This window comes from Mesorhizobium sp. M0030 (genome assembly GCF_040323695.1).
Lineage (GTDB): Bacteria > Pseudomonadota > Alphaproteobacteria > Rhizobiales > Rhizobiaceae > Mesorhizobium.
Window position 1 is genome coordinate 50,819 of the sequence record NZ_JAMYVE010000016.1, and the last position, 20,626, is coordinate 71,444.

Sequence of the window (20,626 nt, forward strand, 5' to 3'; positions counted from 1 at the left end):
CCTAAGTGGCTATGCGGCCCGATTGCCGGAGAACACCGCCGGCGGAAGCGGCTCGCGGCCGAGGATGATGTCCGCGCCTTTTTCGCCGACCATGATGGTCGGCGCATTGGTGTTGGAGGAAGGCACGCGCGGCATCACCGAGGCATCGCAGACGCGCAGGCCCTCGATGCCGCGCAGGCGCAGGTCCGGTGTGACCACCGCCATATCGTCATGGCCCATGCGGCAGGTGCCCACAGGGTGATGGTCGGTCTTGGCGGTGCGGCAGGCATAGTCGATCAGCTCGTCATCGCTGGCGAGCGATGGTCCGGGCAGCACCTCGCGCAACACGTAAGGTGCAAGCGCCTTCTGCCGCATGATCTCGCGCGCAAGCCTGAGGCCCTTGATCGACATGGCGCGGTCATAAGGGTCCGACCAATAGTTGGGATCGATCAGCGGGTGGTCGGCCGGGTCGGCGCTGCTCAGCCGCACCGTGCCGCGCGAGCGCGGGCGCAGGAAGGCCGAGTTCAAGGTCACGCCGGGGTTCTTCAACCTCTCGACGCCGGCCTCGATGCCGGAGCCGAGTCCCAGATGGAACTGGATGTCGGGCGAGGCGGCGGTCGGATCGGCGTACCAGAAGCCGCCGGTCTCGAACAGGCTGGAGGCGACCGGCCCTTTCTTCAGCAGCAGATACTGCAAGCCGGCCCACGCGGTGCGGTGCAGCTTGGCGTAGTTGTCATAGGTGTGGTCGCCGGTGCATTCGGCGATGACGAACAAATCGAGATGGTCCTGCATGTTGGAGCCGACACCGGGCAGATCATGCACCGGCGTCACGCCGACCGATTTCAGGTGATCAGCCGGGCCGATGCCCGACTGCATCAACAGCTTCGGCGAACCGATGGCGCCGGACGAGACGATCACTTCGCGCTCGGCGCGCATGATGGTCTTCTCGCCGCCGGGTTTGTCGACGATCTCGACGCCGGTGGCGCGGCCTTTCTCGACGACGATGCGGGTGACCAGCACATCGGTTCGGACCGTCAGGTTCTTGCGGGCGCGGATGGGCTTCAAATAGGCGACCGAAGCGGATGAGCGCCGGGCGTCCTTCTGGGTCAGCTGGTAGTAGCCGACGCCTTCCTGGCTAGCGCCGTTGAAATCCGGGTTGAAGGGGATGCCCATCTCTTGGCCGGCGCGGAAATAGGCTTCGCAAATCGGCAGCGGCGAAATAGGGTTCGACACGCCGAGCGGCCCCTGGTCGCCGTGAAAATCGTTGGCGAAGCGCTGGTTGTTCTCGGCGCGCTTGAAATAGGGCAGCACGTCGCGATAGCCCCAGCCCGCGAGGCCCTCTTCCTTCTCCCATGCGTCGTAGTCGCGAGCGTTGCCGCGCGTGTATATCTGGGCATTGATGGACGAGCCGCCGCCGACCACCTTCGCCTGCGTATACCAGAAGACGCGGTCCTGCATGTGCCTCTGCGGCACGGTCGACCAGCCCCAGGAAGCGATGCCCTTGGTCATCTTGGCAAAGCCCGCCGGCATGTGGATGTAGGGGTGCCAGTCCTTGCCGCCGGCCTCGAGCAGCAGCACGGAGTTCGCTGGATCCTCGCTCAGCCGGTTGGCCAGAACGCAGCCGGCCGGGCCGGCACCTACGATGATGTAGTCGGTCATAACCCTATCCACCTACAGTCGAGGCACGGAGAGCGCGCCGTCGACATTGATAATCGAGCCTGTGGAAAAGCCGAGCTTGCCGGCGGCAAGCGTCGCCACCACGGCGCCGATGTCCGATGCTTCGCCCCAGCGTTTTGCCGGCACCAGGCCGCTGTCGATAAGCGCGTCGTATTTGGCTGATACGCTCGCGGTCATGTCGGTGCGAATGATGCCCGGCCGCAGTTCGAACACGCCGATGTTTTCCGGCGCAAGCCGTAGCGCCAGGTTCTTCACCCACATCGAAAGGCCGGCTTTCGAGATGCAGTAGTCGGCGCGTTCCGGCGAGGCCATATCGGCGCTGACCGAGGTGATGGTGATGATCGAGCGCGGATGATTGCTGGGAGCCGCCAGCATCGCCTTGGCGACGGCCTGGCTAAGGAAGACTGTGCCGCGCAAATTGACGTCCAGCGCACGGTCGAAATTCTCGGGCTTCAGCTCCAGCAGATCGCCGCGCACCACGGCGCCGATGCCGGCATTGTTGACGAGGCAGTCGATGCGGCTGAAGGCACGTATGGCGGCGTCGACGAGGGCCGTGTGATCCTCGAGGTTGGCGATATCACAACGGACATAGGCGAACTCCGCACCCCGTGCGGTGATGTTGGCGGCCAGTTCGTCCGGCGCTTGTTCGGCAAGGTCGGCGATCAAAATGTCGAAGCCGTCCCCGGCCAGCGCCTCGGCGCAGGCGAGCCCAATGCCGCGCGCACCGCCGGTGACGATTGCTGCGGGGCGGGTCATGCCGCGAGGTCCGTTCGGCGAATATGCTCGGCCACGCGCAGCGCCTGTGCCGCAATCGACAGCGCCGGATTCACGGCGGCCGAGTTCGGCAAAAAACTGGCGTCGACAACGAACAGGTTCGGGTGGTCGAAGGCGCGGCAGAAAGGGTCGAGCGGCGACGTCGCCGGATGGTCGCCCATTTTCACCGTGCCGCACTGGTGCGAGGGCGTGCGCTTGTCGAAGGGACGCGACAGCACGATGGGATAACCGCAGGCGCGGAAGTTCTCACGCATCACCCTGGTCAGCCCGTCCAGCGACTGCATGTTGGAGCGCCGCCATTGCATGACGATGTCCTTGCCGTCGACCATGATGCGGCTTTCCGGATCGGGTAGATCCTCGCACATCAGATACCAGTCGACGGCGTGACCGGCCATGTAATCGAGCGCGAATTTCGGCACGCGTTTGACGTTGGCCTTCAACATGTTGCCGTCGATCTTGCCGAGCAGCTGGACGTTGCCGAGCGGCTTGCCGCCTTTGCCGTCGGAGAGATAGTAGTCATTCAGCATCAGCGTCTTCTGGTAGACGCTGTCGTTCCTGCGGCGCGGATCGATCGCCAGCATGGCGCTCGAATTATGGTTCATGAAATTGCGGCCGACCTGGTCGGAGCTGTTGGCGAGGCGTTTGCCGTCTGATGAAGGCGAGCGCAGCAGGATGACGGCGGAATTGACCGCGCCGGCGGACAGGATGACCAGCTTCGGCGCGACTTTCTTCAGCTCGCCATTCTGACGGTAGTGAACGGCAGCGATGCTTTTGCCGTCGGACGACGCTTCGAGATATTCGACATGGCAGCCGGTTTCGAGTCGGATATTGCTGTCCTTGAGTGCAGCCGTCAGCGGTCCGGTCTGCGCATCGACCTTGCCCTGGGCGGTATTGGGGAATGCGTCCCAGCCGGTCTTGCCCTCTTTCAGCCAGTTGTCGATGTCGACGCCGAGCGGCAGCGAGGCCGGATGCAGGCCGAGGGCTTTCAACTCAGCGCGGGCGCGCGCAATCGGCGCTTCGTCGGGCACCGGCTTGAAAGCATAGGGGATCGAGTGGAACGGTTCGGTCGGGTCCTCGCCGAGCGAGCCGCGGACGCGAAACAGCTGCTCGGCTTTCGAATACCAAGGCTCGAATTCATCGTAGGAAAACGGCCATGCCGGCGAGACGCCACCGAAGTGCTCCATGGCGGCGAAATCCTCTTTGCGGTAGCGGATCAGCACCGCGCCGTAGAATTTCGAATTGCCGCCGACATAGTAGTAATTGCCGGGGTTGAAGGCCGCACCGCCGGCCTCGCGCCACATCTCCTTCGGACGGTAGTGGCCGTCGACGAAGATGGAGCGCGTGTCGCGGGCATGCGGCGTTGCCGTCAAGGGCTCACCGCGCTCCAGCATCAGGATCGAGGCACCGCTGCCCGCCAGACCGGATGCGATCGTAGCGCCGCCGATACCGGAGCCGATGATGACGATATCGGGGCTGACCATCTCGATCAGCGGATGCGGTGTTCGGTCGCCGGATCGAAGAACACGGCCTTGGTCAGGTTGAAGGCGAGCGGCGTGCTGGTGCCCGGCTGGATGTTGGCGTCGGCCCGCAACCGCGCCACCACGCCCTTGCCGCCGAGGTTGGTCACCGCGAACGTGTCGGACCCTGCCGGCTCGACCACTTCGATGTGCAGGTCGGCAGTGGCAATGTTGGAGGCGTTGCGTTCCGCACCTTCCGGATCGGTCAGCGCTTCCGGGCGCACGCCGAAGATGATCGGCTTGCCCTGGAATGCCGAAAGACCCGCCGGCGCGTTGGCCATCGGCAGCGTGATCGGCTCGCGCGCCTCGCGCTCCAACACGACGGACAGCGCATTGCCCGACGTGGCAATGGTCGCCGGGATCAGGTTCATCGCCGGGGAACCCATGAAGTCGGCGACGAACAAATTGGTCGGGTTGTTGTAGATTTCGGCCGGGGTGCCGAACTGCTGCACCTCGCCGTCGCGCATGACGGCGATCTTGGTCGCCAGCGTCATCGCCTCGATCTGGTCGTGGGTGACGTAGACGATGGTTGTGCCGGTGGTGGCATGCAGGCGCTTGATCTCGATGCGCATGTCAACGCGCAATTTGGCGTCGAGGTTGGACAAAGGCTCGTCGAACAGGAACAGCTTGGGGTCGCGCACCAGCGCCCGGCCCATGGCGACGCGCTGGCGCTGGCCGCCGGAAAGCTGGCTCGGCTTGCGCTGCAGGAGGTGGCCGATCTGCAGGACCTTGGCCACCTTGTCGATCGCCTTTTGGCGTTCGTCGGCCGGCACGCCGCGCATCTCCATGCCGAAGGAGATGTTTCCGGCCACCGTCATGTTCGGATAGAGCGCATAGCTCTGGAACACCATGGCGATGTCGCGCTTGGATGGGTGCAGATCGTTGATGGCGCGGCCGTCGACGCGGATTTCGCCCTCGGTGATCTGCTCCAGGCCGGCAATCGTGTTGAGCAAGGTGGACTTGCCGCAGCCGGACGGGCCGACCAGCACCAGGAAGCCGCCCTTTTCGAGCTCGACATCGATGCCCTTCAGGATCTCGACATTCCCGAAGCGCTTCTTCAGCCCATCAATTTCCAGAAAAGCCATGGTCGTTCCTTCCGAATTGATCAGCCCTTGACCGCGCCAGCCATCAGCCCGCGCACGAAATAGCGGCCGGCGACGACATAGACGATCAGGGTGGGCAGAGCCGCGATCATCGCGGCCGCCATGTTGACGTTGTATTCGACGACGCCGGTCGAGGTGTTGACGACGTTGTTGAGCGCCACCGTCATCGGCATGGAGTCGCCTGTGCCGGCGTAAGCCGAAGCGAACAGGAAGTCGTTCCAGATGTTGGTGAACTGGTAGATGACGGTGACGACGAAGATCGGCATCGAGTTCGGCAGCATGATGCGGCGGAAGATCTGGAAGAAGGAGGCGCCGTCGACCTGTGCGGCCTTGATCAGCTCGTTCGGGAATGCCTCGTAATAGTTGCGGAAAAACAGTGTGGTGAAGCCGATGCCGTAGACGACATGGACGAAAACCAGGTTGACCGTCGGATTGCCGAGACCGAAACTCGTACCCGTCGCATTCTGCAGCTTCACGCCGAAACGTCCCAGGCTGCCGAGGATGGTCGCCATCGGCAGCAGCACCGACTGGAACGGAATGAAGCAGGCAAACAGCATCAGCCCGAACACCAGCGTGGCGCCGCGAAAACGCCATTTGGTCAAGACGTAGCCGTTGAGCGCGCCGAGCATGGTCGAGATCAGTACGGCTGGAACCACCATCTTGATCGAGTTCCAGAAATAGCCCTTGATGCCGGCGCAGGTTAGGCCGACGCAGGTCTCGCCCCAGGCCTTCAGCCACGGGTCGAAGGTCGGCGCCTTGGGCAACGCCAGCATGTTGCCGTTCTGGATCTCGTCCATGGTCTTGAACGAGGTCACCAGCATGACGAACAGCGGCATCAGATAGAACAGCGCAAACAGCGCCAGAAGCCCGTAGATGACGATGCGGTTGAGGGTCTTGGTGCTCATGCCGCCGGAGGCCTGTCGGGAAGCAGCGGGACGGGCAGGGGTGGCGACAGCGCTCATCGCGGCTTCTCCCGCAGTTCCGAATAGAGATAAGGCACGATGATGGCGACGATGGTCATCAGCATGATCACGGCACTGGCCGAGCCGACGGCCATTTCGTTGCGCTTGAAGGTGTACTCATACATGAAGTTGGACGGCAGCCAGGCCGAGCCACCGGGGCCGCCGCTGGTCAGCGCCACCACCAGATCGTACGACTTGATGGCGAGGTGGGCGAGCACGATGAAGGCCGACAGGAAGATTGGCCGCAGCAGCGGAATGACGATGCGGCGATAGAGCTGGAAGGTGGTGGCACCGTCGATCTGCGCCGCCTTCATGATCTCGCCGTCGATGCCGCGCAGGCCGGCCAGGAACATCGCCATGATGAAGCCGGAGGCCTGCCAGACGCCGGCAATGACCACCGTGTAGATGACGAAATCCTTGTTCTTGATCCAGTCGAAATGGAAGCTCGTCCAGCCCCACTGATGCAGGGTCTGCTCAAGACCGAGGCCCGGGTCGAGGAACCATTTCCAGGCAACGCCGGTGACGATGAAGGACAGCGCCATCGGGTAGAGATAGATCGGCCGCAGCACGCCTTCGCCGCGGATCTTCTGGTCGAGCAGGATGGCCAGGAACAGGCCGAGCGCCAGGCAGATGGTGATGTAGAGAAAACCGAAAATGCCCATATTGACGATCGACGTGTACCAGCTCGATGGCGGGTCGGAGTCGAACGTCCAGCCCCATAGCCGTAGGTAGGCGCGCGGTCCGGTGATGACATAGGACGGAAAAGTCTTGGAATTGGTGAAGGACAGATAGACCGTCCACAGGATGAAGCCATAGACGAAGACGATGGTGATGGCGAAGCTCGGCGCCAGCACAATCTTCGGCAGCGCGTCCTGCAGTCGCGCGCGCACGGAGGGGCGAGACCGCTCGGGCGTCAGCTTGATCTGGGTTGTCGCTACACTGCTCATAGGGCTCCTCCCGTTCGGGTCGTCCGTGCCTGCCGTCAGGCGGCAAGGCGGCCCCGTGCATACGGGTCTCTGGTCGGCATGGTGTTCAAAAGGGTTTCACCGTTTCACGGAAACGGCGAACCTCTCTAACTCTTTCGTTCACGCAATTCCGGCCGGAAAACCGCTCACACTTTTCCTGGAATTGCGCCAGCCGGCCAATCCTGAGGCGAACCTTCCCCGCCGAAGCGGGGAAGGTGTCTTGCTGGCCAGCGCTTACTTGGCGTCGTCGATTGCCTTGACCAGTTCGGTCACGGCTTCGTCCGAGGTCTTGATCTGACCGTGGACGAACTTCGAAACGACGTCCTTGTAGGCATTGGCGACCGCCGGAGGCGCGCCATAGCCCTGGGCAAGCGAGCCGAACAGTGTGCCGCCTTCGTTGGCAGCCTTCAGGTCGGCGATGCCCTTCTTGCCGCACGCGTCGAAGTCGGTGTCCGGAACGTCGGTACGGGCGGGAACCGAACCCTTGACGACGTTGAAGGCGGACTGGAAGCTCTTCGACAGGGTGGCGGTGGCCAACGCGACCTGGGCGGCCTTGCGGTCGTCCGGAACGTTGAACATGCCGAACATGTCGGAGTTGTAGACCACCGAGCCTTCCGTGCCCGGGAAGCGATAGCACAGGAAGTCGGTGCCCGGCGTTTTCTTGGCGGCGTTGAACTCGCCCTTGGCCCAGTCACCCATCACCTGCACCAGGGCATCGCCCTTGATGACCATGGCGGTGGCAAGGTTCCAGTCGCGGCCCGAGAAGTTCGGGTCGACATAGGTGACGAGCTTGGCGAGGTTGTCGAACGACTTCTTCATCGTGTCCGACTTGAGGGACTCGTCGTCGAGGTCGTTGAAGGCCTTCTTGTAGAACTCAGGTCCGCCGGTCGACAGCACGACCGAGTCGAACATGGTGGCTTCCTGCCAGTTCTGGCCGCCAAGGGCGAGCGGAATGACGCCAGCCGCCTTGGCTTTGTCGAGCAGGGCGACGAAGTCGTCGAAGGTCTTTGGCTCGGTGCCGCCGATCTTGTCCATCACCGCCTTGTTGATCCACAGCCAGTTGACGGAGTGGACGTTGACCGGAGCAGCGACCCACTTGCCGTCATAGACGGAGAACTTCTGCAGGGCTGCCGGAACCGACTTGTCCCAGCCTTCCTTCTTCGCCGTCTCGGTCAGGTCGCCCATGACGCCGGCCGCCGCATAATCGAGCACGGTGTAGCCGAGCATCTGCGACGCGGTCGGGTAATTTCCGGCCGCGACCATCGCCTTCAGCGCAGTCATGGCGGCGTCGCCGCCACCACCGGCCACCGGCACGTCCTTCCAGGCATAGCCTTCCTTGGCAAGGTCGCCCTTGAGGACGTTGAGAGCAGCCGCTTCGCCGCCCGACGTCCACCAATGCAGCATCTGCACTTCCTTGACGTCCTCGGCATGGGCCGAGAAAGCAAAGGCCGTCGCAAGAGCCGTTCCGATAAGCAGTTTGCGCAACATGTACTACCTCCCTTGTTGCATTACACGACCGGTGGAAGCCCACCGGGTTCTTCCAAACTCAGCCGACCCACCAACCGGTGCGCTGGCCGCGATGAAACTGGATTGTCTTTTCCTCGGTATAATCCTCGACAGCGCGTTTGCCGAGTTCGCGTCCGATGCCGGACTGCTTGTAGCCCCCGAATGGCAACTCGGGAAAGCCTTCCATGAATGTGTTCACCCAAACGGTCCCCGAACGCACACCACGCGCCACCGACATACAAGTGTCGACGCTGGCGCTCCACACCCCTGCAGACAGACCATAGGGCGTGTTGTTGGCGATGTGCAACGCCTTTTCAATCGATCCAAAAGTCAGCACGGAGAGCACCGGGCCAAACACTTCCTCGCGCGCAATAGCCATGTCTTCGGTAACGCCGCGGATGATGGTCGGATCGAGGTACTGGCCGGCATTGGACGCCAATTGGCCGCCACCGGTATAGACATTGCTGCCGTCTTTTGCTGCCGCCACGACGTAATCCGCCACCTTGGTCAGATGGTCGGCGGAAATCATCGCGCCAACCTTGGTTCGGTCGTCGAGTGGGTCGCCGACCGTTACCTTGGCGGTCAGGGCCTTGACAGTGGAGAGGAAATCGTCGGCGATGGCTTCATGCACGATCAGCCGGCTGCCGGCATTGCAGCATTCGCCGGCGTTGAAGAAGCCGCCGAACACTGCTGCGTCAGCGGCCGCCTCGAGATCGGCATCGGGGAAGACGATCTGGCCGTTCTTGCCGCCGAGCTCCATCGAGACTTTCTTCAGCGACTGCGCGGCGGAAGCCATGGTCATCTTGCCGACGCGGGTAGAGCCGGTGAACGACACCATCTCGACCAGCGGATGGCTGACCATCGGCCCCCCGACATCGGCGCCGAGGCCGGCCAGGATGTTGACGACGCCCGCTGGCAGGCCGGCCTGCATCAGGATGTCGCCGAGCACGAAGGTCGAGGCCGAGGTCATTTCGCTCGGCTTGACCACCGCGGTGCAGCCGGCGGCGAGCGCGAAGGGCAGTTTCTGGCTGACGATCAGGAACGGGAAATTCCACGGGGTGATGATCGAGACGACGCCGATCGGCTCGCGCAGCACCACGCCCAGCATGGCGTCGCCGAGATTGGCGTAACTCTCGCCGTGCAGCGTGCGGGCGAGCGAGGCGGCATAGCGCCAGATGTCGACGGCGCCGCCGATCTCGCCGCGCGCCTGGGCGATCGGCTTGCCGGATTCCAGCGCATCGAGGCGGGCGATGTCTTCGAGCTGGGCCTCGATCAGGTCAGCCGTCTTGAGCAAGATCGCGGCGCGCTCGGCCGCCTTCGTGCGCGGCCACGGGCCGGTCTCGAATGCCTTGTGCGCGGCCTGCATGGCCGCCTCCACCTCGGCCTCGCCGGCCTGCGCATAGCGCGAAACGGTGAAGCCATGGCCGGGGCTGTTGCGCGCAATCGTGCGGCCGTCACGGGCATCGACATGCTTGCCGTCGATCAGGAGCTTGTAAGCCTTCGGCGCCTTGGACGCCTCGGCCGGCATGGAAATGTTGAGCGGTGCGTTCATCATGCTTTCTCTAGGATCTTGAAAAGGCCGGCTTCTGCTTGGCCTTGAAGGCGCTCACGCCGGCTTTGAGGTCGCCGGTCAGCGCAACGAAGCCGCTGGCGAGCGCCTCGGTGGCGGCCGCACTTTCCTCGCCTTCGGCGACTGCGATCATCAGCTTGGCGGCTTCGGTTGCGAGCGGCCCGCGCCCGGCGATTTTTTCGGCCCAAGTCCTGGCCTCTGCCAGCGCCTGGCCGGTCTCGACCACGCGGTCAACGACGCCGAGGGCAAGCGCGTCGGAGGCGGCAAAGAGCTCGCCGCCGAGTGCCATGCGGCGCACGATCTGGGCCCCAAAGCGGCGCACGGCGCGCTGCGTGCCGGACCAACCGGGGACGACGCCGATCGATGTCTCGGGAAAGCCGAGCTTCACCTGCGTTTCGGCGACACGGAAGTCGCAGGCGACCGCCAGCTCCAGCCCGCCACCCAGCGCATGGCCGGAAAGCACCGCGATGGTCGGCTGCCGCAGCCGCGCCAGTCGGTCGAAGACACGGTGGCCGTAGCGCACCCATTGCACCTGAAAGTCGGCAGCGCTCATTTGTGCCCAGGCCTCGACGTCGCCGCCGGCGCAAAAGCCTTTGCCTTCGCCGCGGATCAGCACGACGCGCACGCCTTCAGCCATTTCGGCTTCGTCGAGCGCTGTCTCGAGCGCGCGCAGCATCGGAATGTCCAGCGCGTTGAACTTCTCCGGCCGGCGCAGCGTGACGATGCCGATGGCGCCGTCCTGCTCGAAGGTGACGAGGCGCTCAGCCATGCGCGCCTCCGAGCGAAGCGCCACCATTCAGCGACAGGCCGATCGGCCGGTCCTGATAGAGAGCCGCCGGCGTGACCTTGAGATCGTTGGCGATGCCGAGCGGAATCTCTGACTGCGCCAGCACATCGCGTTCGAGGTCGATGCCGGGCGCCAGTTCCGTCACCATCAGACCGTCCGGCGTCAGCTTCATCACGCAGCGCTCGGTGACGTAGGTGATGTCCTGCCCTTGCGCGACGGCGCGCTTGCCGGAGAAGGAGATGTGTTCGACCTCGTTGACCACCTTCTTGACCTTGCCTTCTGCATCGATGCGGATGCCGCCATCGGCGAGCGACAGTTTTGCGCCGGCATTGAAGAAGCCGGAGAAGACGATCTTTTTCGCCCGTGCCGTGATGTCGACAAAGCCGCCGGCCCCGGCGGTGACATGTGGCCGGGCCGAGAGTTTCGACACGTTGACGGAGCCATGGCGGTCGATCTGCAAGAAGGAGAGCAGCGAGGCATCGAAGCCGCCGGCCTGGAAATAGATGAACTGGTGCGGCGAGGGCATGATCGCCTCGGCGTTGGAAGCGCAGCCGAACTTGAAGTCGAGCAGCGGCACGCCGCCGACCGCGCCCTGCTCGATCACCCAGGTGACCTTGCCGTGCTGGCCTTCCTCGAGAAGGATACGCGGCACATTGGCCGAGATGCCGAAGCCGATATTGACGGCCATGCCATCGCGCAACTCCATGGCGACGCGGCGCGCGATTACTTTCTGGATGTTCATTTCGGCGTTGCGAAAGCTTGACAGCGGGCGGAAGATCTCGCCCGAAATCGCCGGGTCGTAAGGCGTCAGCGTCGTCTGCAACTGGTCCGGCGCCACCACGATGTGGTCTACCAGCACGCCGGGCACGCGCACGTCATGCGGCTTCAGCGTGCCGTTCTCGACGACGCGCTTGACCTGCGCAATGACGATGCCGCCATTGTTGCGCGCGGCAAGCGCCTGTTCGAGGCCGCCGAGATAGGCGCCCTCATGTTCATAGGTCAGGTTGCCGCGCTCGTCGGCGGTGGTAGCGCGGATGATCGAAATGTTGGGCACGATCGAGCGGAAATAGAGCCATTCCTCGCCGTCGAACTGCTGCACCGAGACGATCGGCTCGCTTGCAGCCGCGTTCATGGCGCAGCCCTGGTGGCGCGGGTCGGCAAAAGTGTCAAGGCCGACCTTGGTCAGCACGCCCGGCCGCTTGGCGGCGGCCTCGCGGTGCATGTCGAACAGGATGCCCGACGGCACATTGTAGGCGGCGACCGAATTGTCGCCGATCATCTTCCAGATCTGCGGCGGCTCGGACGAGGAGGGGCCCGAGGGATAGGAGCCGCAGAGCGTGCGCTTCAACAAACCGGGCTTGGCCAGATGGTCGATGCCCTTGATGCCATACATGTCGCCGGCGGCGATAGGGTGCAGCGTGGTGATATTTTTCGGATGGCCTTCCGCGTCGAAACGCCCGCCGATGGCGGCGAGCACGGCGTCCGGGCAGCCGAGCCCGCTCGACGACGAGACCGACACGGTCATGCCGTCCTTGATGAGGCTGGCGGCCTGCTGAGCGGAGACGAGCTTGCTCACTTGGCGCTCCCGAGTTTCGGCTCGATGGCAACCGCCTTGCCGGATTTCCCGGACAGCAACGCTGCTTCGGCCGACGCCAGGGACCAGACGCCGTCCTCGCCGGTGGCGGAGGGCTGGCCTTCTCCACGCATGGCGGCATGGAACTGGCGCAGCGACCTGGCGTAGAGGTCTTCTCGGTCGAAGCTCAGTTCTTCCTCGCCTTTGGCGGTGCGTAGCAGCACCGAGCCGACTGGCTTCTGCGTCATCACATTTTTTGCGATCAGCGAACCTTCGGAACCATGCACCTCAAAGCCGGTATCGGCGAACTTGGTTGTGAAGCCTTCATGCGACTGGGCGATGATGCCCGACCCGAAGCGCCAGATGCACATGGCGCCGTCTTCCAGCCCGCTGCCGGCCATGCCGGCCGACTGGGTGAAGGCCGAAATCTCGATCGGGTCGTCGCCGAGCACGAAGCGCAGCGTGTCGGCATCGTGCACGGTGATGTCGAGCACCACGCCGCCGCCGGCTTCCGGTCTGGTGATGCGCCAGCCCTGCAGGTTCTCCGGCAGATAGACGGCATGGAACACACGCGCGGCAATCGGCTTGCCGATGCGGCCGGCTGATATGGCGTCGCGCATGGCGTGGTGGGCGCCGGCATTGCGCAGATGATGGTTGGTGCCAAGCACCACGCCGGCTTCCTTGGCGGCGGCGACCATCGTGCGCGCATCAGTGCTGTTCAGCGCCAGCGGCTTTTCGCACAGAACATGCTTTCCCGCCTTTATCGCGGCCAGCGCCTGTTCGAGATGCAGTTCATTGGTGGTCGAGATGTAGACGGCGTCGATGTCGGCGCCGAGCAAATCGTCAAGCGTCGAGACGGCGAGAGGAATGTTGTTTTCTGCGGCATAGGTCTTGGCGCGCTCCGGGTTGGAGCTCATCACCGCTGATATCTCGCCATCCTTTTGTGCGCGGATGGCGTTGATCATGAACTGTTTGGCGATCGTGCTGGCGCCGATCAGTCCCCATCTGACGCTCATGCCGCGTCTCCCATTCCTGCTGATGTGTTCTGGGCGCGGCGACCGGGACCGCAGCTGTCCCTGACGACCAGATTGACGGCGCCGGTATGGTCCTCGGCATGCGTGGTGCGCGACTGGATCATCTTCAGCATGACGTGGGCGGCGCGTTCACCGAGGCCGGGTGTGTCGACCGAGACGCTGGTCAGCGCCGGCATATAATGCTCGGCCTCGACCACGTCGTCGAAGCCGACGACGGCAAAGTCCGCGCCGGGCTCCAGCCCGCGCTTGCGCAGCGCCAGCATGACGCCGAAGGCGACGGCATCGTTGAAGCACAGTGCCGCCGTCGGCGGCTCGGCCATGGCAAGGGCGGTTTCCAGGCACGCGATGCCGCCCCTGCGGCTGGTCTCGCCTTCGACGACAAGCACGTCGCGCCTGGCAATGCCCAATGTTTCGCAAGCTTCACGAAAACCGCCCAGGCGCTCCTGATAGACGACCAGGTCGGAGGTGCCGCCGAAGAAGGCCAGCCGGCGATGGCCCTTGCCGATCAGATGGGCGGCGGCGAGATACGCGCCGCGATGGTTGTCAGGAGCGATCACCGGGATGCGGCTGTCCGGCAGGCGGCGCATGGCGAAGACGACCGGCACGCCCGCCATCTCGAGGCGACGGAAGGCGCCCGGCGTGGTGCCGCGTGCCGGTGACACGATCAGGCCTGCGACGCCCTGTTCCATCAGCGACTTCAGCACTTCTTCCTGGCGCACCGGGTTCTCCGCCGTGTTGGCGATGAAGGGCACGATGCCGGCCGACTGGAAGACGCGCTCCATGCCGACCGCCAGCTCGGCGAAAAAGGGGTTGGTGAGATCGTTGATGACCATGCCGATGACGTTGGAATGGGCTTTGCGCAGATTGGCGGCGCCGCGGTTGTAGACATATCCGACATCCTCGATCGCCTTGCGAACCTTGACCGCGGTTTCAGGCCGGATCAGCCCTGAGCCTTGCAGCACAAGCGACACCGTCGATTTGGACACACCAGCCTCGCGGGCGATGTCCAGGATCGTTGCCTTGGCCCGGCTGGCCATGTCGGTGGTTCCTCCGCCTAAATGGGCAAATCTATTGGAACGTTCTAACCACTCTGCCAAACGAGAGTCAATCAGGATTCTTGCGGAGATCGAAAAGGTGACGAATGTGGTTTCCCGCAAGGACTATTAGCCTTCTTCGGCAGTTGGACCGGTTCAATCGCCGGAATCATAAAGGTTCTTGATTTATTGGAACGTTCCATTTATAGGGTGCCGAAAACGGAGGTTGCCATGGATATCACCCTGCCTACGCAGAATGGCGGCCGCGTCAGCTACAAGCTCGCGGGCAGTCCGGTCGAGCCCGTAATCGGTGCAGTTTTCCCGCGCATCGCCTATGCCGCGGCCCATGTCGTCGCCGACCCTTTCGCGATGACCGACCCCTGGTCGAAGCCTGCGGTCGACTGGGACAAGACGATGGCGTTTCGGCATCATTTGTGGCGGCTTGGCTTCCGCATCGCCGAGGCGATGGACACCTCGCAGCGCGGCATGGGTTTCGACTGGGCGAATGCGCAGGAATTGATCCGGCGCTCGATCGCCGAGGCGCGCAGCGTCGAAGGCGTAGACCTCGCCTCGGGCGCCGGCACCGATCATCTGGCGCCGGCCAATTCGAGATCACTCGAAGATGTGATCGCCGCCTATGAGGAGCAGTTCGCTTTCATTGAAGGCGAGGGCGGCAAGGCGATCATGATGGCCAGCCGGGCGCTGGCGGCGGTCGCAAAAGATCCGGACGACTATATCAGGGTCTACGATCGCATCCTCAGCCAGGCATCCGGCAAGGTCATCCTGCACTGGCTGGGCGACATGTTCGATCCGGCGTTGCAGGGATATTGGGGCAGTGGGAATTTCGAGGCTGCGCTCGACACCGTCGTCGCCATCATCGAGCGCCATGCTAATAAGGTCGAGGGGATAAAGATATCGCTGCTCGATGCCGGCAAGGAAGTTGCCTTGCGCAACCGGCTGCCGGAAGGCGTCGTCATGTTCACTGGCGACGATTTCAACTATCCCGAACTGATTGCCGGCGACGGGAAGCGGCACTCGCACGCTTTGCTCGGCATATTCGATGCCATCGCGCCGGTCGCCAGTGCGGCGCTGGCGAAACTGGCTGAGGGCGACCGCGCCGGCTATGACGCGCTGATGGCGCCGACAGTGCCGTTGTCGCGCAAGATCTTCGAGGCGCCGACGGAGTATTACAAGGCCGGCATCGTCTTCATGGCCTGGCTCAACGGCCATCAGGACCATTTCGCCATGGTCGGCGGCATGCAGTCGGCGCGCGGTATCCTGCACTATGCCGACATCTTCCGCCTTGCCGACCAGGCAGGGTTGCTCGCCGATCCCGAGCGTGCGCTGGCCAGGATGAAGCATTTCTGCGCGATTGCAGGTGCCTGAGAACGACACAATCGCTGGCTGAAACCTGTCCCCCGTATGGGGGATTTGCGTTCTCGCGCCAAATCTGTATTCGGTTGCCGGGATTGGATGCGGACGGAGCGGCAATGACGGAAAAAGTGGCGCTCATCACCGGTGTAACCGGGCAGGACGGGGCCTATCTCGCAGAATTGCTTCTGCAGAAGGGCTATATTGTCCATGGCGTCAAACGCCGCTCGTCCTCGTTCAACACCGAGCGCGTTGACGACATCTATGTCGATCCGCACGAGCGCGGTGCGCGTTTCTTCCTGCATTATGGTGACCTGACCGACGCCACCAACCTTATTCGCCTGGTGCAGGAGACACAGCCCGGCGAGATCTACAATCTCGGCGCCCAGAGTCATGTCCAGGTGAGTTTCGAGACGCCGGAATACACCGGCAATGCCGATGCGCTGGGAGCACTCAGGCTGCTCGAGGCGATCCGCATCCTGCGCCTGGAGAAGTCGGTGCGCTTCTATCAGGCATCGACGTCGGAGCTTTACGGCAAGGCGCGCGAGGTCCCGCAAAGCGAGGCGACGCCCTTCCATCCGCGCTCGCCCTATGCCGCGGCCAAGCTTTACGCCTACTGGATCACGGTCAACTACCGCGAGGCTTACGGCATGTTCGCCGCCAACGGAATCCTGTTCAACCACGAAAGCCCGACACGCGGCGAAACCTTCGTCACCCGCAAGATCACGCGGGCCGTCGCCTCGATCCATCATGGCCTTCAGGCCACGCTCTATCTCGGCAATCTCGACGCCAAGCGTGACTGGGGCCATGCGCGCGACTATGTGGAGGGCATGTGGCGCATTCTGCAGCACAGTGAAGCCGACGATTTCGTGCTGGCGACCGGTGAGGCGCATTCGGTGCGCGAATTCGTCGAACTGGCTTTTGCCGAGACCGGACGCACCATCCGCTGGCAAGGCGAGGGTGTCGATGAAGTCGGTGTCGATGCCGGTTCGGGCACTGTCCTGGTGCGCATCGATCCGCGCTATTTCCGGCCGACCGAGGTCGACCTGCTGCTCGGCGACCCCGCCAAGGCCAAAGCCAGGCTGGGGTGGTCGCACACGACCGGCTTCAGGGATCTGGTGGCGGAAATGGTGCAGGCCGATCTGGCGCGCACCGCCGGCGGCACGCGGCAGAACAGCCGTTCTGCGTGAGGCAGGTTCATGGACGCGACATTTGATCTGAAAGGCAAGCGTGTCTTCGTCGCCGGGCATCGCGGCATGGTCGGTTCGGCCGTCGTGCGCCGGCTGGCGAGCGAGGACTGCGAGATACTCACCGTATCGCGCGACAGGCTCGACCTGCTCGACCAGGCAGGGGTGCAGCGCTGGATGGCCGAGCACAGGCCGGATGCGGTGGTGATGGCGGCCGCCAAGGTCGGCGGTATCCTGGCCAATGACCGGTTCCCGGTCGATTTCCTGCAGCAAAACCTGGTCATGCAGGGCAATGTCATCGACGGCGCCTTTCGCAGCGAGGTCGGCAAGCTTTTGTTTCTCGGCTCGTCCTGCATCTATCCAAAGCTCGCGCCGCAGCCGATCAGGGAAGACGCCCTGCTGACCGGGCCGCTCGAGCCGACCAACGAATGGTACGCGATCGCGAAGATCGCCGGGCTGAAACTGTGCCAGGCCTATCGGCGCCAGCATGGGGTCGACTATATCTCGGCGATGCCGGCCAGCCTCTACGGACCGGGTGACAATTTCGACCTGCAGAGCAGCCATGTCGTGCCGGCCCTGATGCGAAAGGCGCATGCGCTGGCGCTGAGCGGCGGCAACAGCCTCGAGGTCTGGGGCTCGGGCACGCCACGGCGTGAATTCCTGCATGTCGACGACGCCGCCGATGCCTTGGTCTGGCTGTTGAAGAATTATGCCGGCGACGGCCACGTCAATGTCGGTTCGGGCGAGGATGTCACCATTGCCGAGCTTGCCCAGACCGTCGCATCGGTCGCCGGCGTCGAGGCTAATATCGCCTTCGATACGACCAAGCCAGACGGCACGCCGCGCAAGTTGATGGATGTTTCGCGGCTGTTTGCAACGGGATGGCGCCCGCGCTACGCACTTCGCGGTGGATTGGAACAGACATATGCGTGGTTTCTCAACCATATTGGGAAGGGTGGTGTCCGCCTCGGCGCCGCCTGATTCCAATTTTCCTTGAACCATTTCGCTGCCGCCCGCGACCAAGCGGTGTGTAGCAAACACGGTCCATCAAGGAGAACGTCAATGTTTATCACTTCAAGAAACGTCTTTCTCGCCGCCATCGCGGTTTCGGTGCTGGCAGGGTGTCAGACGGCACCGCCGAGGGAATGCGAGAAGACCAAGCCCGGTGTCACCTACAACGGCAAATGCTGCGGCATCGGCACACAGTGCCGTGAAGGCAACAACACCCCTCATGACAAGCCCGACAGGCCCGATCCGCGGCCACAGTGATCCGCGAGCCAGAAACGTCCCGGCACGTGCCGGGACGTTTCGTCCCCCGACAGGGTGGATTTACGGATTGGAAGGCCGCTACCCGGTTCCTTGCTGGCCGGCATTTGAATACGAAACGGGACGGCAGGGCAGTAGACGATGCGGTCGCGCAGATCGCGCGAAAACTTCCCGCCGGACCTGTACTTCAACGGGCTGTTCGACTGTTCGGAGGAGGTCCCGGAGAAACTCAGATTTCGCTTTCCGTCGATGCGAAGGATGCCACTAAAAAAAATTCGAGATGCTCTTGAACTCATTTGGGGCGCCTCCTAATTCGATTTCCGCCAAGGCCATAAGGCTCGGCAAAAAATGGCGGCGCCGCACGGGGCGGCGTCCTTGTACCCATGTTGCTTCAAGGAGGATGTGGCTATGAGAACCTTTGATACCCTCTATCGGACCACCGTCGGTTTCGACCGGCTTTTCGACATGCTCGACAGCGGCACGCGTCCGGACTGGCCGCCCTATAACATCGAGAAGGTCGACGAGAACGATTACCGTATCTCGATGGCCATCGCAGGCTTCAGCCAGGATGAGGTTGAGCTGACCCAGCATGGACCCGAACTGGTCGTGGTAGGCCAGAAAGCTGATGATCAGAGCGGACGCCAACTGCTGCACCAGGGCATCGCCTATCGCAGTTTCAGGCAGACGTTCAAGCTTGCCGACCATATGAAGATCAAGGCAGCCAAACTGGAGAATGGCCTCCTCTCGATCGACATCGTCCGCGAGATTCCCGAAGAGCTGAAGCCGCGCCGCATTAGCATCGGCGTCGGCGACACGCCGACGGCCGCCACTCAGATCACGCAAGACACGGACCGCGCGCGTAAAGCCGCGTAATCCTGTCGATCTGTCACTTTGAACTGCGGGTTCCGCCTCCCGGTTCCGGCCGGGAGGCTGTGATTGCGGAGAAACGAAGATGATCACTGCAGGACGTACTGGCGCGCCTCTGTCGCGCGCCCGCAGTTGGCCTGGACCGCGCAAACCATGAAACTCAATGGTTCGTTCGATTTGGAGGATCATATGAACGATCGGATGTTTGACAGCGCCGTTTTCGTGAAAAGCGGCGACAACCTTGTTCAGGAAATCACGTGTCTCGAGGACGCTCTGGAGTTCCTCTATGAATGGCCGAAGGACAGGCGCGGCCCCATTCACCAAACCGCATTGCGGGCCTGCCAGCGAGCTTTCGATAGCGATTATCCGCTTTCCGCAGCCAGAGACGCGTTCAGCGGTTTTGCGAAAGCAGCCAGAATCCTTGAGGAAGAAGTATCCACGACAATGCCGTGGATGATGGGCAGAGGTGGCGAAGGCGGAGGAGTGACTGCCTAAAGCGCGTCGCGAAACGGATTCATGCGACACGCTTTAAGTCTTTGTTTTGATGCATGTCGTTGTCCCAGAACCGCGGAATACTTCTGGGTGACATGCATTAGGAAAGGAGGTCATGATGCTATCGAAACCTTTTGAAAAGCCAGTCCGGGTGTGGGTGGGATTGGGCTTCCCCCGCCAACTCAACACGGTCGCGGATGCTTATCAATTCGCAGCCGAATGGTGTGGCAACAGCCCGGAGCAGAGAGCTGCTATTCGCGCTTGCAAAGCCGCTCTGATTGGTGATGTGGAACCCGAGACAGCACGAGGCGTCTTCGTCGCGTTCGCTCGCAAGAAGGATATTCTTATGGAGGACGGCATCGAGCCTGCGCCTTCAAGGACGCTAAGCCCGCACCACGTCTAAAGCGCGTCGCGTTTGAACGGACTCAGACGACGCGCTTTAGGTCTTTGTTTTTATGCATGTCGTCGTCTCAAAACCGGGGCCACTTTTGAGCGCCAAGCATTAGAATGTCCACAAACACGAGGCGGCTGCCACTAGCGGTGGCCGCCTTACCGGCTAAGTCGTCGAAGGGGTGCGCCAAAAACGGGCTTGGCTAAGTTATTGAAAGGATGGTGGGCGTGACAGGGATTGAACCTGTGACCCCTGCAATGTCAATGCAGTGCTCTCCCGCTGAGCTACACGCCCATCCGAAGCCAAAATGCCTAAAAAGCCAACAAATTCAATGCCACGGCAATCTTATAGGTTGTCGCTTTCGAAGCCAATAGGCACTCCAAACTGATACCGTCTGTGACGCCATTGTGACAGCAGTCATCGTGCCAATACACAGCAGTTGCTGCCCCATCGGGACAGCCCATACCTTTCTAAAATAAAATCATAATATAATGGTAATATAGAGAAATACCAAATTGCCCCTGTTCCATTTTTTACTTGACATTAATGGCAAAGCATGCGATATGAACTA

General features: G+C 62.6%; 19 protein-coding genes and 1 tRNA gene. 7 read left to right on the top strand and 13 right to left on the bottom strand.

The features are described 5' to 3' along the window. Positions 1-9: 9 nt before the first annotated feature. From NKJ80_RS26805 to NKJ80_RS26860, 12 genes are all read right to left on the bottom strand, one after another. Positions 10-1,638, bottom strand: coding sequence for a GMC family oxidoreductase (locus NKJ80_RS26805; protein WP_023671177.1), 1,629 nt, complete (start codon positions 1,636-1,638; stop codon positions 10-12). A gap of 12 nt (positions 1,639-1,650) precedes the next feature. Beyond that, on the bottom strand, positions 1,651-2,412 hold the full coding sequence (locus tag NKJ80_RS26810; RefSeq protein ID WP_023671178.1) for a 3-ketoacyl-ACP reductase: 762 nt from the start codon (positions 2,410-2,412) through the stop codon (positions 1,651-1,653). Next, on the bottom strand, positions 2,409-3,911 hold the full coding sequence (locus tag NKJ80_RS26815) for a GMC oxidoreductase (RefSeq protein WP_352498619.1): 1,503 nt from the start codon (positions 3,909-3,911) through the stop codon (positions 2,409-2,411). The genes NKJ80_RS26810 and NKJ80_RS26815 overlap by 4 nt, the downstream gene beginning before the upstream one ends. A 5-nt stretch (positions 3,912-3,916) precedes the next feature. Next, a complete protein-coding gene (locus NKJ80_RS26820) occupies positions 3,917-5,032 on the bottom strand; it encodes an ABC transporter ATP-binding protein (RefSeq protein ID WP_023671180.1) in 1,116 nt (371 codons plus the stop codon). Between the two features lie 20 nt (positions 5,033-5,052). Beyond that, positions 5,053-6,012 (bottom strand): carbohydrate ABC transporter permease, encoded by a 960-nt coding sequence (locus tag NKJ80_RS26825; RefSeq protein ID WP_352498620.1) that lies wholly within the window; start codon positions 6,010-6,012, stop codon positions 5,053-5,055. Then, entirely contained in the window at positions 6,009-6,959 is a 951-nt protein-coding gene (locus NKJ80_RS26830; protein ID WP_352498621.1) for a carbohydrate ABC transporter permease, read from the bottom strand. The genes NKJ80_RS26825 and NKJ80_RS26830 overlap by 4 nt, the downstream gene beginning before the upstream one ends. Before the next feature lie 252 nt (positions 6,960-7,211). Next, positions 7,212-8,465 (bottom strand): ABC transporter substrate-binding protein, encoded by a 1,254-nt coding sequence (locus NKJ80_RS26835; protein ID WP_027049809.1) that lies wholly within the window; start codon positions 8,463-8,465, stop codon positions 7,212-7,214. A gap of 58 nt (positions 8,466-8,523) precedes the next feature. Further along, on the bottom strand, positions 8,524-10,035 hold the full coding sequence (locus NKJ80_RS26840) for an aldehyde dehydrogenase family protein (RefSeq protein WP_352498666.1): 1,512 nt from the start codon (positions 10,033-10,035) through the stop codon (positions 8,524-8,526). Positions 10,036-10,045: 10 nt separating this feature from the next. Beyond that, on the bottom strand, positions 10,046-10,822 hold the full coding sequence (locus NKJ80_RS26845; protein ID WP_023671185.1) for an enoyl-CoA hydratase/isomerase family protein: 777 nt from the start codon (positions 10,820-10,822) through the stop codon (positions 10,046-10,048). Beyond that, positions 10,815-12,416 (bottom strand): acyl CoA:acetate/3-ketoacid CoA transferase, encoded by a 1,602-nt coding sequence (locus NKJ80_RS26850; RefSeq protein WP_352498622.1) that lies wholly within the window; start codon positions 12,414-12,416, stop codon positions 10,815-10,817. The genes NKJ80_RS26845 and NKJ80_RS26850 overlap by 8 nt, the downstream gene beginning before the upstream one ends. After that, entirely contained in the window at positions 12,413-13,429 is a 1,017-nt protein-coding gene (locus tag NKJ80_RS26855; protein WP_352498623.1) for a Gfo/Idh/MocA family protein, read from the bottom strand. Before NKJ80_RS26855 ends, NKJ80_RS26850 begins: the two co-directional genes overlap by 4 nt. After that, positions 13,426-14,484 carry a LacI family DNA-binding transcriptional regulator gene (locus tag NKJ80_RS26860; protein WP_352498624.1) on the bottom strand — a complete coding sequence of 353 codons (1,059 nt, stop codon included), beginning with the start codon at positions 14,482-14,484 and terminating at the stop codon, positions 13,426-13,428. The genes NKJ80_RS26855 and NKJ80_RS26860 overlap by 4 nt, the downstream gene beginning before the upstream one ends. A gap of 228 nt (positions 14,485-14,712) precedes the next feature. Here NKJ80_RS26860 and NKJ80_RS26865 point away from each other — a divergent pair, with 228 nt between their 5' ends. From NKJ80_RS26865 to NKJ80_RS26895, 7 genes are all read left to right on the top strand, one after another. After that, a complete protein-coding gene (locus NKJ80_RS26865; protein WP_352498625.1) occupies positions 14,713-15,867 on the top strand; it encodes a dihydrodipicolinate synthase family protein in 1,155 nt (384 codons plus the stop codon). A 104-nt stretch (positions 15,868-15,971) separates the two neighbouring features. Then, the gene (gene gmd / locus NKJ80_RS26870; protein WP_352498626.1) at positions 15,972-17,042 is read left to right on the top strand and encodes a GDP-mannose 4,6-dehydratase; all 1,071 of its coding nucleotides are present in this window, start codon (positions 15,972-15,974) and stop codon (positions 17,040-17,042) included. A gap of 9 nt (positions 17,043-17,051) precedes the next feature. Beyond that, positions 17,052-18,020 (top strand): GDP-L-fucose synthase, encoded by a 969-nt coding sequence (fcl, locus tag NKJ80_RS26875; protein ID WP_352498627.1) that lies wholly within the window; start codon positions 17,052-17,054, stop codon positions 18,018-18,020. 81 nt (positions 18,021-18,101) lie between these two features. Further along, the gene (locus NKJ80_RS26880; protein ID WP_081731494.1) at positions 18,102-18,308 is read left to right on the top strand and encodes a hypothetical protein; all 207 of its coding nucleotides are present in this window, start codon (positions 18,102-18,104) and stop codon (positions 18,306-18,308) included. A 405-nt stretch (positions 18,309-18,713) separates the two neighbouring features. After that, positions 18,714-19,178: an Hsp20 family protein gene (locus tag NKJ80_RS26885; protein ID WP_023671192.1), complete on the top strand. Its 465-nt coding sequence runs from the start codon at positions 18,714-18,716 to the stop codon at positions 19,176-19,178. Between the two features lie 63 nt (positions 19,179-19,241). Continuing rightward, complete coding sequence (locus NKJ80_RS26890) at positions 19,242-19,667, top strand: DUF982 domain-containing protein (RefSeq protein WP_352498628.1); 426 nt, start codon at positions 19,242-19,244, stop codon at positions 19,665-19,667. A gap of 112 nt (positions 19,668-19,779) precedes the next feature. Then, a complete protein-coding gene (locus NKJ80_RS26895; protein WP_245260022.1) occupies positions 19,780-20,067 on the top strand; it encodes a DUF982 domain-containing protein in 288 nt (95 codons plus the stop codon). Between the two features lie 207 nt (positions 20,068-20,274). On the opposite strand, the gene NKJ80_RS26900 is transcribed toward NKJ80_RS26895, so the two are convergent. Then, positions 20,275-20,349: transfer RNA gene (locus tag NKJ80_RS26900), tRNA-Val, on the bottom strand. Between the last annotated feature and the right edge of the window lie 277 nt (positions 20,350-20,626).

Excerpts from the sequence above, each read along its gene's own strand:
- NKJ80_RS26820 (WP_023671180.1), bottom strand. The coding sequence starts at position 5,032 with ATGGCTTTTCTGGAAATTGATGGGCTGAAGAAGCGCTTCGGGAATGTC.
- gmd (WP_352498626.1), top strand. The coding sequence starts at position 15,972 with ATGACGGAAAAAGTGGCGCTCATCACCGGTGTAACCGGGCAGGACGGG.
- NKJ80_RS26885 (WP_023671192.1), top strand. The coding sequence starts at position 18,714 with ATGAGAACCTTTGATACCCTCTATCGGACCACCGTCGGTTTCGACCGG.
- NKJ80_RS26880 (WP_081731494.1), top strand. The coding sequence starts at position 18,102 with ATGTTTATCACTTCAAGAAACGTCTTTCTCGCCGCCATCGCGGTTTCG.
- NKJ80_RS26895 (WP_245260022.1), top strand. The coding sequence starts at position 19,780 with ATGATGCTATCGAAACCTTTTGAAAAGCCAGTCCGGGTGTGGGTGGGA.
- NKJ80_RS26865 (WP_352498625.1), top strand. The coding sequence starts at position 14,713 with ATGGATATCACCCTGCCTACGCAGAATGGCGGCCGCGTCAGCTACAAG.
- NKJ80_RS26810 (WP_023671178.1), bottom strand. The coding sequence starts at position 2,412 with ATGACCCGCCCCGCAGCAATCGTCACCGGCGGTGCGCGCGGCATTGGG.
- NKJ80_RS26855 (WP_352498623.1), bottom strand. The coding sequence starts at position 13,429 with ATGAGCGTCAGATGGGGACTGATCGGCGCCAGCACGATCGCCAAACAG.
- NKJ80_RS26845 (WP_023671185.1), bottom strand. The coding sequence starts at position 10,822 with ATGGCTGAGCGCCTCGTCACCTTCGAGCAGGACGGCGCCATCGGCATC.
- NKJ80_RS26825 (WP_352498620.1), bottom strand. The coding sequence starts at position 6,012 with ATGAGCGCTGTCGCCACCCCTGCCCGTCCCGCTGCTTCCCGACAGGCC.
- NKJ80_RS26830 (WP_352498621.1), bottom strand. The coding sequence starts at position 6,959 with ATGAGCAGTGTAGCGACAACCCAGATCAAGCTGACGCCCGAGCGGTCT.
- fcl (WP_352498627.1), top strand. The coding sequence starts at position 17,052 with ATGGACGCGACATTTGATCTGAAAGGCAAGCGTGTCTTCGTCGCCGGG.
- NKJ80_RS26835 (WP_027049809.1), bottom strand. The coding sequence starts at position 8,465 with ATGTTGCGCAAACTGCTTATCGGAACGGCTCTTGCGACGGCCTTTGCT.
- NKJ80_RS26815 (WP_352498619.1), bottom strand. The coding sequence starts at position 3,911 with ATGGTCAGCCCCGATATCGTCATCATCGGCTCCGGTATCGGCGGCGCT.
- NKJ80_RS26805 (WP_023671177.1), bottom strand. The coding sequence starts at position 1,638 with ATGACCGACTACATCATCGTAGGTGCCGGCCCGGCCGGCTGCGTTCTG.
- NKJ80_RS26840 (WP_352498666.1), bottom strand. The coding sequence starts at position 10,035 with ATGAACGCACCGCTCAACATTTCCATGCCGGCCGAGGCGTCCAAGGCG.
- NKJ80_RS26860 (WP_352498624.1), bottom strand. The coding sequence starts at position 14,484 with ATGGCCAGCCGGGCCAAGGCAACGATCCTGGACATCGCCCGCGAGGCT.